Source organism: Parazoarcus communis, assembly GCF_003111645.1.
In the GTDB taxonomy this organism is placed as follows: Bacteria; Pseudomonadota; Gammaproteobacteria; order Burkholderiales; family Rhodocyclaceae; genus Parazoarcus; species Parazoarcus communis_A.
Window position 1 is genome coordinate 4,037,426 of record NZ_CP022187.1, and the last position, 15,098, is coordinate 4,052,523.

General features: G+C 63.8%; 13 protein-coding genes. 8 read left to right on the forward strand and 5 right to left on the reverse strand.

Annotation, left to right across the window (positions count from 1 at the left end; all coding sequences use genetic code 11):
* Positions 1 to 53: 53 nt before the first annotated feature.
* From ftsZ to CEW83_RS18470, 3 genes are all read left to right on the forward strand, one after another.
* A complete protein-coding gene (gene ftsZ / locus CEW83_RS18460) occupies positions 54 to 1,193 on the forward strand; it encodes a cell division protein FtsZ (RefSeq protein WP_108950665.1) in 1,140 nt (379 codons plus the stop codon).
* A gap of 141 nt (positions 1,194 to 1,334) precedes the next feature.
* On the forward strand, positions 1,335 to 2,258 hold the full coding sequence (lpxC, locus tag CEW83_RS18465) for a UDP-3-O-acyl-N-acetylglucosamine deacetylase (protein WP_108951517.1): 924 nt from the start codon (positions 1,335 to 1,337) through the stop codon (positions 2,256 to 2,258).
* 9 nt (positions 2,259 to 2,267) lie between these two features.
* Positions 2,268 to 2,456 (forward strand): hypothetical protein, encoded by a 189-nt coding sequence (locus CEW83_RS18470; RefSeq protein ID WP_108950666.1) that lies wholly within the window; start codon positions 2,268 to 2,270, stop codon positions 2,454 to 2,456.
* A 7-nt stretch (positions 2,457 to 2,463) separates the two neighbouring features.
* Here the strand turns inward: CEW83_RS18470 and CEW83_RS18475 are convergent, their stop codons facing one another.
* A complete protein-coding gene (locus tag CEW83_RS18475; RefSeq protein ID WP_108950667.1) occupies positions 2,464 to 2,898 on the reverse strand; it encodes a DciA family protein in 435 nt (144 codons plus the stop codon).
* 92 nt (positions 2,899 to 2,990) lie between these two features.
* On the opposite strand from CEW83_RS18475, the gene secA reads away from it, so the two are divergent.
* The 3 genes from secA (at position 2,991) to CEW83_RS18490 (ending at position 9,118) form a co-directional block, all read left to right on the forward strand.
* Positions 2,991 to 5,714, forward strand: a complete 2,724-nt coding sequence (secA, locus tag CEW83_RS18480) for a preprotein translocase subunit SecA (RefSeq protein ID WP_108950668.1) — start codon at positions 2,991 to 2,993, stop codon at positions 5,712 to 5,714.
* A gap of 19 nt (positions 5,715 to 5,733) precedes the next feature.
* Positions 5,734 to 6,972, forward strand: coding sequence for a bifunctional glutamate N-acetyltransferase/amino-acid acetyltransferase ArgJ (gene argJ, locus CEW83_RS18485; RefSeq protein WP_108950669.1), 1,239 nt, complete (start codon positions 5,734 to 5,736; stop codon positions 6,970 to 6,972).
* Between the two features lie 238 nt (positions 6,973 to 7,210).
* On the forward strand, positions 7,211 to 9,118 hold the full coding sequence (locus CEW83_RS18490; RefSeq protein WP_234418896.1) for a potassium transporter Kup: 1,908 nt from the start codon (positions 7,211 to 7,213) through the stop codon (positions 9,116 to 9,118).
* Between the two features lie 42 nt (positions 9,119 to 9,160).
* On the opposite strand, the gene CEW83_RS18495 is transcribed toward CEW83_RS18490, so the two are convergent.
* From CEW83_RS18495 to apaG, 3 genes are all read right to left on the reverse strand, one after another.
* Positions 9,161 to 10,843 (reverse strand): ABC1 kinase family protein, encoded by a 1,683-nt coding sequence (locus CEW83_RS18495; RefSeq protein ID WP_108950670.1) that lies wholly within the window; start codon positions 10,841 to 10,843, stop codon positions 9,161 to 9,163.
* Complete coding sequence (locus CEW83_RS18500) at positions 10,843 to 11,577, reverse strand: DUF6781 family protein (protein ID WP_234418897.1); 735 nt, start codon at positions 11,575 to 11,577, stop codon at positions 10,843 to 10,845. The genes CEW83_RS18495 and CEW83_RS18500 overlap by 1 nt, the downstream gene beginning before the upstream one ends.
* 172 nt (positions 11,578 to 11,749) lie before the next feature.
* Positions 11,750 to 12,133, reverse strand: coding sequence for a Co2+/Mg2+ efflux protein ApaG (gene apaG, locus CEW83_RS18505; RefSeq protein WP_108950672.1), 384 nt, complete (start codon positions 12,131 to 12,133; stop codon positions 11,750 to 11,752).
* A gap of 145 nt (positions 12,134 to 12,278) precedes the next feature.
* Here apaG and purB point away from each other — a divergent pair, with 145 nt between their 5' ends.
* Together purB and CEW83_RS18515 are read left to right on the forward strand one after the other, a co-directional pair.
* Complete coding sequence (gene purB / locus CEW83_RS18510) at positions 12,279 to 13,646, forward strand: adenylosuccinate lyase (RefSeq protein ID WP_108950673.1); 1,368 nt, start codon at positions 12,279 to 12,281, stop codon at positions 13,644 to 13,646.
* 94 nt (positions 13,647 to 13,740) lie between these two features.
* On the forward strand, positions 13,741 to 14,058 hold the full coding sequence (locus CEW83_RS18515; protein WP_108950674.1) for a DUF2322 family protein: 318 nt from the start codon (positions 13,741 to 13,743) through the stop codon (positions 14,056 to 14,058).
* A gap of 84 nt (positions 14,059 to 14,142) precedes the next feature.
* Here CEW83_RS18515 and secF read toward each other — a convergent pair whose 3' ends face one another.
* Complete coding sequence (secF, locus tag CEW83_RS18520) at positions 14,143 to 15,075, reverse strand: protein translocase subunit SecF (RefSeq protein WP_108950675.1); 933 nt, start codon at positions 15,073 to 15,075, stop codon at positions 14,143 to 14,145.
* Positions 15,076 to 15,098: the final 23 nt, after the last annotated feature.

Genomic DNA, 15,098 nt, shown 5'->3' on the forward strand with positions numbered 1-15,098 from the left:
GTTAAACGGACGTTCTGAGTGCAGCAGGGCCGTTTATCAAGGAGGCGAGGCAAATGTTTGAAATCATTGAGAAAGAGCCGGTTGGAACGATCATCAAGGTGGTCGGCGTGGGTGGCGCCGGCGGGAACGCTGTCGACCACATGATCCGCGAGGGTGTGAAAGGGGTGGATTTCATCTCCGCAAACACCGATGCGCAGGCGCTCGCACGCTGTCTGGCCCCGACCAAGATTCAGCTCGGCGTTACGGGCCTGGGCGCAGGCTCCAAGCCTGAGGCCGGTCGCGCTGCAGCTCAGGAGTCGCGCGAAGCGATCGCCGCCGCACTGGAAGGTGCGCACATGTGTTTCATCACCGGCGGCATGGGTGGTGGTACGGGTACTGGCGCTGCGCCTGTCGTGGCTGAGATCGCCAAGGAGATGGGCATCCTGGCCGTTGCCGTGGTGACCAAGCCCTTCGACTTCGAGAACCGCATTCGTGTGGCCGAGAGCGGTGTCGAGGAACTGACCCGCCACGTGGATTCGCTGATCGTCGTGCTCAACGACAAGCTGCTCGACGTCTTCGGTGACGACGCCGGCTTCGAGGAATGCTTCCGTTCGGCCGACAACGTGCTGCGTTCAGCCGTTGGCGGTATCGCCGAGATCATCAATGTGCCGGGCCTGGTCAACGTCGACTTCCAGGATGTGCGTACCGCGATGGCCGAAATGGGCCGCGCGATGATGGGCTCCGCAGAAGCCGCTGGAATGGACCGTGCGCGGATTGCCGCCGAGCAGGCAGCCGTATCGCCGCTGCTTGAGGGGACCGAGCTCTCCGGCGCACGCTGTGTGCTGATCAACATCACCGCCAGCAAGTCGCTGAAGATGTCCGAAGTGCGCGATGCGGTGAAAACGGTGCAGGCGTTTGCCGCACCGGAAGCCTTCGTCAAGTACGGTACCGTGTTTGAAGACAGCATGGAAGACCGCATCCGCATCACCGTCGTCGCCACCGGTCTCGGTACGCCGCGTGCTACCGCTCGCCAGCCGGTGATGCAGGTGGTGCAGGGTACGGGTACCTACGGCCCGAACAGCGGCGTCGATATGAACAATCTCGACGTGCCTGCCGTGATGCGCAGTGGTCGCCGTACGACCGTCGATGCGATGAGCAACAACGGCGTCGGTACCTACGACATTCCGGCTTTCCTGCGTCGTCAGGCAGACTGATCCCGCTTCCTGCGGGCCCGCACGGGCACTCACGCGCGAACCGCCGCCTCCGGTTCGCGCGCGGGTGCCCGTCTCTTTTGTGCACTGCAACTGGAAATTTGGGGCGTGCTAAACTGCGGGTGTGAAACGGGAATGAAACACATGATCAGGCAGCGAACACTTAAATCGATCGTCAAGGCAACCGGCGTCGGCCTCCACGGCGGACGCAAGGTCAATCTCGTGCTGCGTCCGGCCGCGCCGGACACGGGTATCGTCTTTCACCGCGTCGATCTTGATCCGCCGCTCGATCTGCCTGCCGATCCCTATGCCGTGTGCGATACCCGGATGTGCTCCGGACTGGAGCAGGGCGGTGAGAAAGTGGGTACGGTCGAACACCTGATGTCGGCGCTGGCCGGCCTCGGCATCGACAACCTGCACGTCGATGTCGATGCGCCCGAAATCCCGATTCTCGACGGCAGTTCCGGTCCTTTTGTGTTCCTGTTGCAGTCAGCGGGCATCGAAGAGCAGTCTGCGCCCAAGAGGTTCATGCGGGTCAAGAAGGCGGTTGAGTATCGCGAGGGCGACAAGTGGGTGCGCCTTGAGCCTTACGATGGCTTCAAGCTGCAGTTTTCCATCGTGTTCAACCATCCCGCGATCGACAGTACCTCGACGTCGGTCAATATCGACTTCGCCGAACATTCATACATTCGCGATGTGGCACGGGCCCGCACCTTCGGCTTCATGCAGGACGTCGAATTCATGCGCGCAAACGGCCTGGCGCTGGGCGGCAGCCTCGACAACGCCATCGTGATGGACGAGTACCGCGTGCTCAACGCCGAAGGGCTGCGCTACGCCGACGAGTTCGTCAAGCACAAGGTCCTCGACGCCATCGGCGACCTGTACCTGTGCGGCCATCCGCTGCTCGCCGCCTATTCGGCTCACAAGGCCGGGCATGCATTGAACAACCAGGTGCTGCGCGTTCTGCTCGAAGACGCTTCGGCCTGGGAGATCGTGACCTTCGAAAAAGTAGCCGCTACGCCTGCTGCTGTCGTGCATCAGTTTGCCGACGCCGCGCTGGCGACCTGAGCCCCCGCGATGCTTGTGCTGCGCGTTGTCGGCCTGCTGCTGCTGCTCGGGATTGCCGGCTCCATCCTGCTGTGGCTGCTGACCGGCAACCGCCGCTATCGGCAGTGGGCATGGAAGATCTTTCGTGCCGGCCTCGTCGTACTCTTCGTCTTTCTGTCCCTGTTTGCCCTTGAGCGCCTGCTGGCGCCCATGATCTGACGCTCTGTCAGCTTTCCCTGCTGAGGCGCGCAAGCCGCTCGAGCGCATCGCGCAGCGGTGAGTCCTCGGGCAGCGTCGCAGCAAATTCCCGCAACTGATTCTTGGCCGCCGGTGACACCGTGCGCACGGTCGGTGCGCGTTGTACGACGGTCTCCTCGGGCGTGGACACCTTGATCCTGATCGACTGCAGCGGGTAGCCCGCGTGCAGGAAGTGGTCCATCAGGGAGGGCGCCATCTGCTTGAGGCGCACTGCAAGGGCGCTGCCACGGGTGGCGATCACCAGCACGTCATCCTTCAGATTGACCACGCTGCACGCATGCGCGAACTGGGGGGGCAGGCCGCCGTCGAGGACGGTCTGCAGGCGGCGCAGCCGGGCTGCATGGTCCTGCAGGCGGGCAAGTGCATTGCCGGCGCCAAGGTATCGTTGCAGGAGCTTGCTCATGAGTTTCGGGTCGCTAAATGAGGGAGAAATATGGGAGGACAGTCCGACATGATAAACTCGCCGCTTTGCCGAATCGACGTCGACCCCATCTCATGTTCTCCGGCCTTCTCAAGAAATTATTCGGTACACGTAACGACCGTCTGATCCGCCAGTATTCGCAGACCGTTCGTCGGATCAATGCTCTGGAGCCCGAGATCTCGGCGCTGTCGGACGAAGCGCTCAAAGGCAAGACTGCCGAGTTCAGGCAGCGTGTAGCAAACGGCGAAACGCTTGATGCGCTGCTGCCCGAGGCTTTTGCCGTGGTGCGCGAAGCGGGCAAGCGGGTGCACGGCATGCGCCACTTCGATGTGCAGCTCATTGGCGGCATGGTGCTGCACGACGGCAGGATTGCCGAAATGCGTACCGGCGAGGGCAAGACCCTGGTCGCCACGCTGCCGGCCTATCTGAATGCGCTCGCCGACAAGGGCGTGCATGTCATCACCGTCAACGATTACCTGGCCAGCCGCGACGCCGACTGGATGGGCCGGATCTTCGGTTTTCTCGGGCTGACCACCGGCTGCAACCTGTCGCGCATGTCGCACCAGGAAAAGCAGGCGGCCTATGCGTCCGATATCACCTACGGCACCAACAACGAATTCGGGTTCGACTACCTGCGCGACAACATGGTGTACAACACCGGCGAACGTGTTCAGCGCAAACTGAACTTCGCCATTGTCGACGAAGTGGACTCGATCCTCATCGACGAAGCGCGCACGCCGCTGATCATCTCCGGCCAGGCCGAAGATCACACCGAGCTGTACCTGAAGATGAACCAGGTTGCGCCGCTGCTGAAAAAGCAGGAAGGCGAAGGCGACGATGTGACCGTGCCGGGCGACTACACGGTCGACCTCAAGGCCCATCAGGTGCTGCTGACCGAGCAGGGGCACGAGACGGCCGAACAGCTGCTGGTGCGCACGGGCCTGCTGCCGGAAGGCAGCGGCCTCTATGAGCCGGGCAACATCCTGCTGGTGCACCATCTCTACGCCTCGCTGCGTGCCCACGCGCTGTATCACAAGGATCAGCACTACGTCGTCCAGAACGGCGAAGTGGTCATCGTCGACGAGTTCACTGGGCGCCTGATGGCGGGCCGGCGCTGGTCCGACGGTCTGCATCAGGCCGTCGAGGCTAAGGAAGGCGCGCGCATCCAAGCCGAGAACCAGACCCTGGCCTCGATCACCTTCCAGAACTACTTCCGCATGTACGGCAAGCTCGCCGGCATGACGGGTACGGCCGACACCGAAGCGTTCGAGTTCCACTCCATCTACGGTCTCGAGACGGTCGTCATTCCGACCAATCGTCCGGCCGCACGGCGCGACGAGAACGACAAGGTCTATCGTACCGCCAAGGAAAAGTGGGATGCGGTGATCGCCGATATCGAAGGCTGCGTCACTCGCGGGCAACCGGTGCTGGTGGGTACGACCTCGATCGAGACCAACGAGTACCTGTCCGGCCTGCTGAACAAGGCCAAGATTGCGCATCAGCTGCTCAACGCCAAGCAGCACGACAGCGAAGCCCAGATCGTCGCTCAGGCCGGCCGTCCCGGTGTGGTGACGATTGCCACCAACATGGCCGGTCGCGGTACCGACATCGTGCTGGGCGGCAATATCGAGAAGCCGGTGTCCTTGCTGCGTGAAGACGAGAGCATTCCGGAAAGCGAGAAGGAGGGCCGCATCGCCACCTTGCGTGCGGAGTGGCAGAAGGTGCATGAGCAGGTCTGTGCCGCGGGCGGTCTTCACATCATCGGCACCGAGCGCCACGAGTCGCGTCGTATCGACAATCAGCTGCGCGGCCGTTCGGGCCGTCAGGGCGACCCGGGTTCGAGCCGTTTCTACCTCTCGCTTGAAGATCCGCTGATGAAGATCTTCGCCGGCGAGCGCCTGAACGCGATCATGGTCCGCCTCAAGATGCCTGAAGGCGAGGCCATCGAGCATGCAATGGTCACCCGCTCGCTGGAATCTGCGCAGCGCAAGGTCGAGCAGCGCAACTTCGATATCCGCAAGCAGCTGCTCGAGTACGACGACGTCTCCAACGATCAGCGCAAGGTGATCTACCAGCAGCGCAACGAGCTGCTCGAGAGCGAGAGCATCTCCGACACGATCACCGCGATGCGCCAGGGCGTTGTGCATGACACCTTCCGCCTCTACGTGCCGCTGGACACCGTGGAAGAGCAGTGGGACGTGCCCGCGCTGGAGCAGGCGCTCGCGGCGGACTTCCAGCTCAAGCTGGACGTGGCCGAGTGGATCAAGGCCGAGCCGAGCCTGGATGACGACGCGATTCTGAAGCGCATTCTCGAAGCGGCCGAAGCCGCCTATGCCGCCAAGACCGCGACGGTCGATCCGGTGGCGTGGCAGCAGTTCGAGCGCAATGTGATGCTGCAAAGCCTCGATACCCACTGGCGGGAGCACCTTGCGGCGCTGGATCACCTGCGTCAGGGCATCCATCTGCGCGGGTATGCGCAGAAGAACCCCAAGCAGGAATACAAGCGCGAAGCGTTCGAACTGTTCGAGACCCTGCTCGATGCGGTCCGTGCCGATGTCAGCAAGCTGCTGATGACGGTGCAGATTCGTACCGAATCGCAGCTCGATGAGGCCGAACCGCAGTCGGACGTCGAGAACGTGCAGTATCACCACGCCGATTACGACGAGGCACTTGGCAAGGCCGCAGCGGGCGGCGATGCCCCGCAGCCGGCCACGGCCGGGCCGAAGGTCGGGCGCAACGATGCATGCCCCTGCGGATCGGGCAAGAAGTACAAACACTGTCACGGCAGGCTGAGCTGAGCCGGTCCAGGAGAACACCATGGCTGTAAATCTGACGACTCCGAACCCGGCTGAGCTGAACGCTGTCGCCGGCGTGCGTCTGGGTGTTGCCGAAGCGGGTATCCGCAAGGCCAACCGGCGCGACCTGACCGTGATCGAACTTGCACCGGGCAGCCGTGTTGCAGGCGTGTTCACGCTGAACCGTTTCTGCGCAGCGCCGGTTCAGCTGTGCAAGACGCACCTGCCGCTCGGCGACATTCGTGCATTGGTGATCAACACCGGTGTGGCAAATGCCGGCACCGGCGAGTCGGGCCTGGCCAACGCGCGCACGACGTGCGAAGCGGTGGCGGCGCGGCTGGATATCGGTGCGGAACAGGTGCTCCCGTTTTCGACCGGCGTCATTCTCGAGCCGCTGCCGGTTGACCGCCTCGTGGCCGGTCTGCCGAAGGCCGTGTCCGATCTCCGCGCCAATGGCTGGTTCGACGCTGCGCACGCGATCATGACCACCGATACCCTGGCGAAGGGCATCTCGAAGCAGGTCGTCGTGGGCGGGCGCACCGTCACGCTCACCGGTATCAGCAAGGGCGCGGGCATGATCAGGCCCAACATGGCAACCATGCTCGGTTTTCTCGCCTGCGATGCTGCGATCAGTCAGCCGCTGCTGGAGGCCGTGACGCGCGAAGCGGCGGATCTGTCCTTCAACAGCATCACCATCGATGGTGATACCTCGACCAACGACTCCTTCATCGTGATCGCGACGGGGCAGGCCGGCAACGCAGAGATTACCGACGCGAGCACGGCCGACTACGCGGCACTGCGCGATGCAATCGTCGACGTGTCGATCCGCCTTGCGCAGGCCATCGTTCGCGACGGCGAGGGCGCGACCAAGTTCATGAGCATCGTCGTCGAAGGCGGCGCAAGCCGTGAAGAGTGCCGCAAGGTAGCCTATGCGGTGGGCCACTCGCCGCTGGTCAAGACCGCGTTCTTTGCGTCCGATCCCAACCTCGGGCGGATTCTCGCTGCGATCGGTTATGCGGGCATCGACGACCTCGATGTCTCCAGGCTTCGCGTCTGGCTCGGCAACACGGCAGAGTCCGTGCTGGTCGCCGAACACGGTGGGCGGGCTGAGAGCTATGTTGAAGAAGCCGGCACCCGGATCATGAAGGAAGCGGAGCTGACCGTGCGCATCGATCTCGCCCGTGGTGATGCGGCTGCCACGGTGTGGACCTGCGATTTCTCCTACGACTACGTAAAGATCAACGCCGACTACCGCAGCTGATCCAGCCCAGCCCGGCAGCACACAAACCGGACACCGCGTCGAGCGCTCTGTCCGGTTTTTTTCATGGTTAAGGGGCATGCTGCCCGTGGCGGACGTGAGCGCAGACTTCAGGCACGCACGTTCGCGCTCGCCGCCGCCTTGGTGCAGAATGCTGCGGTGCTTGAAACGCCTGCTGCGGTCCGCACGGGCCGGAGCGGCACGCCTTAGCAGCCTATTGCACAGCGCGCGGAGATCGACGGTGTCGGCACATGATCAGAGTCAGCCTTCTGTGAATGCAGGTCACGGACCCAGAGCGGGCATCGCAGGGCTTGCGGTGTCGGCTATCGGCATCGTTTACGGCGACATCGGCACCAGCCCGCTCTATACGCTGAAGGAAGTGTTCAACGGCGAACATGCCGTGCCGGTGACGCCCGAAAACGTCTACGGGATTCTGTCCCTGGTGTTCTGGGCGCTGATGCTGGTGGTCTCGGCGAAGTACGTGCTTTTCATCATGCGTGCCGACAACGACGGCGAGGGCGGCATCATGGCGCTGACTTCGCTCGCGCTGCGTGCGGTGAAGCCGGGGCGCAAGGCATGGTGGCTGTCGGTGCTCGGGGTGTTCGGTGCCGCGCTGTTCTACGGCGACGGCATGATCACGCCCGCCATTTCAGTGCTCTCCGCAGTGGAGGGACTCGAGATTGCCACGCCGGCGTTCCGCCCCTTCGTGCTCCCGATCGCTCTCGTCCTGCTGATCGGGCTGTTCATGATGCAGCGCCGCGGAACCGGCAGCGTCGGTGCAATTTTCGGCCCGGTCATGCTGTGCTGGTTTGCGGTGCTGGCCGTGCTCGGCGTCAACGGCATTCGTCTGCATCCAGAGATTCTCGGCGCCATCAGTCCGTGGTGGGCGGCGCACTTCTTCGCCACTCAGCCACTGATCGCGTGGCTCGCGCTGGGCGCGGTCGTGCTGGCGATTACCGGTGGTGAGGCCCTGTATGCCGACATGGGGCACTTCGGCCGCCGGCCGATCAAGCTGAGCTGGTTCTTTGTCGTCTTTCCCGCCCTGTACCTGAACTATCTGGGGCAGGGAGCGCTGATTCTCGATCATCCCGACAACGTCCGGAATCCCTTCTTTCTGCTGGTGCCCGATCAGCTGCTGTATCCGATGGTGGCGCTGTCCGCGCTGGCAACGATCATTGCAAGTCAGGCGGTGATCTCGGGGGCGTTCTCGCTCACCCGGCAGGCGATACAGCTTGGCTATGCGCCGCGGATGCTGATGGTTCACACCTCGGAGCGGGAGATCGGCCAGATCTACGTGCCGGGCATCAACTGGATGCTGCTGGGCGCGGTGATCGCCCTCGTGGCGGGTTTCCGCTCGTCGAGCGCGCTGGCGTCCGCCTACGGCATCGCCGTGACGCTGACAATGCTGATCGACACCATCCTCGCCTTCGTCGTCGTGCGCGCCCTGTGGCGATGGAACGTCGCGACCTCGCTCGCCTTCATTGGCGTATTCATCACGGTCGACATCGCCTTCTTTTCCGCCACCGCGGTCAAGATCGTCGCCGGTGGATGGTTTCCGCTGCTGATTGGCGCGCTGATCTTCGTCGTGCTCAGAACCTGGAAACGCGGTCGCGCCGTGCTCGAGGAGCGCTCACGTGCGGATACGATGCGTCTCGAGATCTTCATTCCGTCCCTGTTCAACGACCCGCCGCCCAGGGTGCCAGGGACGGCCGTGTTTCTGACGCACTGGCTCGAGAGCGTGCCGCGAACCCTGCTGCACAACCTTTATCACAACAAGGTTCTGCACGAGCGGGTGGTGCTGCTGAAGGTGGAAACCGCAGACACGCCATGGGTGTCCGACGAGCGGCGCCTGGAGGTGGAGCAACTGGACTACGGCTTCTGGCGCGTGCTGGTGCGCTACGGCTTCAAGGAGGAGCCGGACATTCCGGCGGCGCTGGCGCTGAGTGCTCAGCAGGGGCTCGAATTCGATCTGATGAGCACCTCGTTTTTCCTCGGGCACGAGAAGCTCGTATCGCGCGCAAGTTCGGGCATGGCCGGATGGCGGAAGAAGCTGTTCATCGTGCTGTTTCGCAATGCCGGCAGTGCGGCCGACTATTTCGGCATTCCGCCCAACCGGGTGGTGGAACTGGGGGCGCAGGTCGAGTTCTGAGCGCGCTGCGGTGGGGCGCGCTCGGACTGCGACGACGAGGCCTCAGTGTCGGCCACCGCTGCGCCAGATCGAGATCAGGACCCACAGACCGCCCAGCACGGCCGCGCCGAAGCCGAGCCAGCCAAATGAGATGCCGCCGGGCAGGGCGGCATCGTTATCGACCGTCAGGATGATGGCCGAGCCGATGATCAGTGCCGCGGTCACGATGCTCAGTGCCAGACGGCTGATTGCGCGGTCCAGCCGTTCACCGAACTGCTTGAGCGGAACGACCTCGACCTGAACCTTCAGCCGGCCGGTGCGCGATGCCCGCAGCAGTTGGCGCAGGTCCTGAGGAAGCCCGGCAATCAGGTCAAGGGCGCTGTTGAGCGTGCGCCAGCCGCGCCTGGCCAGCGCGAGCGGGGCGGCGTGAGCGATCAGCACCTTCTCCAGAAACGGGGTGGCCTCGCCCGCCATGTCGAACTCGGGGTCGAGCTGGCGACCGAGGCCTTCGAGGGTGATGAAGGTCTTCACCAGCAGCGCGAGATCGGGAGGCAGGGCCAGTCCGTGATCGCGCAGGATCGTGATCAGGTCGGAAAGCATGGCGCTGAAATCGAGCGCCTTCAGCGGGACGCCATGGTACTGATCGACAAAGGCGTCGATCTCGTCCATCAGCGGCGCGCTGTCGCCCTCCATGCCGCCACTCCAGTCGATCAGGATGTCCGCCACGGCCGCCGCTTCGTGGCGAACGAGGCCGTGCAGCAGGCGCGCAACCTGGTAGCGGCGCTCTTCGGTGAGTCTGCCAACCATGCCGAAGTCGATGAAGGCGATGCGGTTGCCCGGCAGGTAGAACAGATTGCCCGGGTGTGGGTCGGCGTGGAAGAAACCGTCTTCCAGTATCATCTGCAGCACCGCATTGGCACCGCGGCAGGCGAGCAGCTTGCGATCGAGACCGGTGGCATCAACAGCGGCGAGGTTGCGCCCCGGAATGCCCTCGATGCAGTCCTGCACATTGACCCGTTCACTGGTCCATTGCCAGTGGATGCGCGGCAGCACGATTTCCGGACGGTCTGCGAAACGGGCGGCGATGCGCTCGGCGCTGCGGCCCTCGGCGGAAAAATCCATCTCGCGACGCAGGGAACGGGTGAACTGGCGTATGACCTCGCGTGGACGGTAACGCCGCAGATCGGGGGCGTCGGCTTCGACAATCTCGGCGAGGCGGGCCAGCAGGCGCAGATCGGCTTCCACGACCGGACGGATGCCCGGACGGCGCACCTTGAGCACCACCGGCGTGCCGTCCGCGAGCCACGCACGATGCACCTGGGCCAGGGAGGCGGCGGCCAGCGGGGAGGTCTCGAGTCGCGGGAAGATGTTTTCGGGCGCCTCGCCGAAGGCTTCCGTCAGTTGCGCGTGGATGTCGGCATAGGGCAGGGCGGGGGCGGCGTCCTGCAGCTTGCTGAACTCGGTCGTCCACTCAGCCGAAAACAGGTCGACGCGGGTCGCGAGGATCTGGCCGAGCTTGACAAAGGTCGGGCCAAGATCCTCGAGTGCTCGACGCACCCTGGCGGGTGGCTCGAGCTGGGCGAGCTCATCCGGGGCGCGCCAGTGCAATACCTTGCCCGCGCGCTCGAGTGCGCCGGCCATGCCGATGCGACGCACCAGATCGCCGAAGCCGTAGCGAATCAGGACACTTGCAATGTCATGCAGGCGGCCAAGGTCGCGAACTGCGCTGACGGCCTCCGACCACATCAGCGGGGCTGGTCGGGTGGCGTGGGCTTGCTGCTATCGTCCGTCTGCGGATGCAGGCGGTCGGCGATGCCGCGGAGCAGGCCGGCAGCGAGTCCGGCGAGAACCGCGGCTTCGTTGCGCACGATACGCGCACCATCTTCGACCTGGCCACGTGCGGTGTCGGCCAGGCTCTGAGTGAGCTCGGACAGTGCGCTCCGGATGCGCCCGCCCACCGCCGTGCCGCTGCTGCGCGCGTGGTCGTTCAGGTCCTGCAGGGTCGCCCGCGCAATGCCGCTGGCGTTATGTGCCGCATTGCCCAAGGTTTCGATGAACAGGGTTTCAAGCGCGGAGAGTTCGTCGCGTGTCTGCTTGAGCACCTGATGCGAAAACGCTTCGCCGCGCTTTCCTGCCTCCTGCAGCGCAAGCTGGGTGGCCTCCGCTGCGGATGCCAGTGCCTCGTCAAGGCCGGTCATCGCCTGCCTGAGTGCCTGTGCCTCGTCTCCGCCACGGTTGGCCGCGCCTTGCTGGGCGCCTTTTACCACTGCATCCAGCACGCCACGAATCTCATCACCGTTCAGATGGCCGTCGGCGAGGGCCCGAAGGGTGATGGCGCGGACGCGTTCGGAAATTTCCTCGGGGGTGCCCCCGGTAGCATTGCGGGTCTCGCGCTCGATCTCGTCGACTGCCGGTCCCGCGGCTGGCGCGCCTCCGCTTGCATGCGAAGCACTGCCGGTCATAGACGTTTGCTTGCTCATGGTGACGACTCCTTTGCTGGGCGCCCGGCGCTGCAAAGCGGACGCTTCCGCGTGCACTCAGGTGCCTTGCTGCGATCCGCTGGTGGCCGGCGGCGACGCGCCGAAAGCCTTCCACGCGTTGACACCATTGTACTGAGCATCGTGCCCGGCGGCACGGTCGGCACCTTTCGAATCAGTGCAGTACGCGCGGCATTGCCAGCATGAAGGGCGGGATCTCGGCTTCGAAGCGATGGCCGTCGGTTGCTTCCATCTGGTAGCTGCCGTGCATCGTGCCCACGGCCGTTTCGAGCACCGAGCCGCTGGAATAGCGGAACACTTCGCCCGGTTCGAGCAGCGGCTGCTCGCCGATCACGCCCTGACCATGGACCTCCTGAACCTTGCCGGTGCCGTCGGTGATGATCCAGTGGCGGCTGACCAGTCGTGCTGGCACGGTGCCGGTGTTGCGAATGGTGATGTGATAGGCGAAAACGAAGTGGTCCTCGTCCGGATTGGACTGTGCCGGAATGAATTCGGCGACAGCTTCGACGGCGATGCGATAGGCGTCTGAAGTGCTCACGCGCGTGATTCTCCTGGAATGACCATCGGTTAAGGTGGCGCAGGCGCCACGGTTTGCCGGTGGGTGGTGTTGGCTTTCTTGTCCCGAAAGCGGGCCAAGACAGGGGTCAGAGCGGTAAAATAACATTTTGTCCGGAAAATCTGTCATGTCCGTTTCTGCCCTTACTGCCCTGTCCCCGCTCGATGGCCGTTATCACGGCAAGGTTGGGGGCTTGCGCGACCATTTTTCCGAACACGGCCTGATCCGCAATCGGGTAAGGGTGGAGGTGGAGTGGCTCAAGGCCCTTGCGGCCGACGCCGGCCTCGCGGAGATCGCGCCGTTCTCTGCCGCAACCGTTGCTGAACTCGATGCCGTCGTGGCGGGCTTCTCCCCGGACGACAGCGAGGCGGTGAAGGCCATTGAGGCCACCACCAATCACGACGTCAAGGCCATGGAGTACTGGCTCAAGAAGCGCCTCGGCCATAACGCCGAGGTGATGAAGGTGTCGGAGTTCATCCACTTTGCCTGCACCTCGGAAGACATCAACAACACTTCGCACGCGCTGATGCTCAAGGCCGGTCGCGACGAGGTGCTGCTGCCGGCGGTCGACAAGGTGATCGCCCGTTTCCGCGAGCTTGCACATCAGCTCGCCGATCTGCCGATGCTGTCGCGCACCCATGGCCAGCCGGCGAGCCCGACGACGCTGGGCAAGGAGATGGCCAACATCGCCGCGCGCCTGATGCGGGCGCGCGCGCAGATCGCAGCGGTGTCGCTGACCGCCAAGTTCAACGGTGCGGTGGGCAACTACAATGCCCACCTTTCGGCCTGGCCCGAGTTCGACTGGGAGGGCTTCAACCGCCGCTTCATCGAGTCGCTGGGGCTGGAGTTCAACCCCTACACCATCCAGATCGAGCCGCATGATGCGATGGCCGAGCTGTATGACGCCACCGGCCGCATGAACACCATCCTGATCGACGCCTGCCGCGACATCTGGATGTACATCTCGCTGGGTTACTTCAAGCAGCGTCTGAAGGACGGCGAAGTGGGTTCGTCGACCATGCCGCACAAGGTCAATCCGATCGATTTCGAGAACGCGGAGGGCAACCTCGGCATCGCCAACGCGGTGCTGCGTCACTTCTCGGAGAAGCTCCCGGTGTCGCGCATGCAGCGCGACCTGACCGACTCCACGGTGTTGCGCAACATGGGCGTGGGCTTTGGTCATACGGTGCTGGCAATCGACAGCGCGCTGCGCGGTCTGGGCAAGCTCGAAGCCGAGCCGGCGCGCCTGGCGGCCGACCTCGACGACTGCTGGGAAGTGCTGGCCGAGCCGGTGCAGACCGTCATGCGTCGTTTTGCGATCGAGAACCCTTACGAACAGCTCAAGGCCATGACGCGCGGCAAGGGCATCACCCGTGAGGCGCTGCAGTCCTTCATCGCCACGCTGGCGATTCCGCAGAGCGAGCGTGACCGTCTGCTGGCGATGACGCCGGCGAGCTACATCGGCAAGGCCGCAGAACTGGCCCGCGCCATCTGAGCGTTGCCGAAGTGTCGGGGTCTTGAGCCCCGGCACGATAAGACATTCAACGCCACCCCCGGGTGGCGTTTTCCATCAAACAGGGAGTGTGAACATGGCCTTTGCCGATAACCTCAAGCAGCTGCCCAAGGTGTCCCACCTGGCGGCAATCAATCTGATCGACGCTGCGGACGCAGTCGTGGGAACGATCGAGAACAAGCCCGGCCAGGGCGGCTCGCTGGCGGTGTACAACCATCTGGCGCAGATTCATGGCGCGATCAGCCCCGAAGCCGCCGCAAAGGGGCTGGAGCTGTATGCCGAGCATACCGAGGATGCGCGCCAGAACCCCGGCAAGCACCCGAACATTGACCGCCTGATCGGTCTGATCGAGCGCGCCGAAACGCTGCGGGTGAAGCAGGTGTTTGCCGTTTGATGCAGGGCAGTCCGGCGCTGCCGGGCAGGGTGGCATGAAAAAGGGCGCCAATCGGCGCCCTTGTCATGTGTGCTGCAGGAAGCGTCAGACGACGGCTTCTTCCTTTTCCTTCTTCGGCTTGATGAACTGCTCGCGCGAGACGCCGAGCCACATCACCAGCGGGCTGGCGACCAGCACCGACGAGTAGATGCCGAACAGGATGCCGATGGTCAGCGCGAGGGCGAAGTAGTACAGCGTTTCGCCGCCGAAGATCAGCATGGCCAGGACCATCATCTGCGTACTGCCGTGGGTGATCACGGTACGCGAGATGGTGCTGGTGATGGCGTGGTTGAGCACATCGGGCGTGGTCATGCTGCGCTTCTTCTTGAAAGTCTCGCGCACGCGGTCGAACACCACGACGGATTCGTTCACCGAGTAGCCCAGCACCGCGAGCACGGCCGCCAGCACCGGCAGCGAGAACTCCCACTGGAAGAAGGCGAAGAAGCCGAGAATGATGATTACGTCGTGCAGGTTGGCAACGATGGCCGACACCGCGAAGCGCCATTCAAAGCGGGCGGCAAGGTAGAGCATGATGCCGATGATCACCAGCAGCAGTGCCATCGCGCCGTCGGTGGCGAGCTCCTTGCCGACCTGGGGGCCGACGAACTCGACCCGGCGCAGTTCGGCCGTGGGGCCGTCGATGGTTGCCAGCGTGCTCATGACCCGCTCCGACACCCGGTTGGTATCGAGGTCTTCGCGGTTCGGCAGGCGGATCAGCACATCGCTCGCGCTGCCGAAGTTCTGCACCTGGGCATCCGGGTAGCCTTCGGTGCCAAGCGCCTGACGGATGGGCTCGAGTTGCGCCGCTTCGGTGTAGCTGACCTCGATCAGCGTACCGCCGGTGAACTCGACCGACAGATGCAGGCCGCGGGTGGCGAGAAAGAACACGGCCAGCACGAAGGTGATCAACGAGATGATGTTGAACAACAGCGCATGGCGCATGAAGGGGATGTCTTTCTTGATGCGGAAAAATTCCATGATTGCTTGTCCTTGTCTTCCGC

Excerpts from the sequence above, each read along its gene's own strand:
- secA (WP_108950668.1), top strand. The coding sequence starts at position 2,991 with ATGTTCTCCGGCCTTCTCAAGAAATTATTCGGTACACGTAACGACCGT.
- CEW83_RS18515 (WP_108950674.1), top strand. The coding sequence starts at position 13,741 with ATGGCCTTTGCCGATAACCTCAAGCAGCTGCCCAAGGTGTCCCACCTG.
- purB (WP_108950673.1), top strand. The coding sequence starts at position 12,279 with ATGTCCGTTTCTGCCCTTACTGCCCTGTCCCCGCTCGATGGCCGTTAT.
- ftsZ (WP_108950665.1), top strand. The coding sequence starts at position 54 with ATGTTTGAAATCATTGAGAAAGAGCCGGTTGGAACGATCATCAAGGTG.
- CEW83_RS18475 (WP_108950667.1), bottom strand. The coding sequence starts at position 2,898 with ATGAGCAAGCTCCTGCAACGATACCTTGGCGCCGGCAATGCACTTGCC.
- lpxC (WP_108951517.1), top strand. The coding sequence starts at position 1,335 with ATGATCAGGCAGCGAACACTTAAATCGATCGTCAAGGCAACCGGCGTC.
- CEW83_RS18495 (WP_108950670.1), bottom strand. The coding sequence starts at position 10,843 with ATGTGGTCGGAGGCCGTCAGCGCAGTTCGCGACCTTGGCCGCCTGCAT.
- CEW83_RS18470 (WP_108950666.1), top strand. The coding sequence starts at position 2,268 with ATGCTTGTGCTGCGCGTTGTCGGCCTGCTGCTGCTGCTCGGGATTGCC.
- secF (WP_108950675.1), bottom strand. The coding sequence starts at position 15,075 with ATGGAATTTTTCCGCATCAAGAAAGACATCCCCTTCATGCGCCATGCG.
- CEW83_RS18500 (WP_234418897.1), bottom strand. The coding sequence starts at position 11,577 with ATGAGCAAGCAAACGTCTATGACCGGCAGTGCTTCGCATGCAAGCGGA.
- argJ (WP_108950669.1), top strand. The coding sequence starts at position 5,734 with ATGGCTGTAAATCTGACGACTCCGAACCCGGCTGAGCTGAACGCTGTC.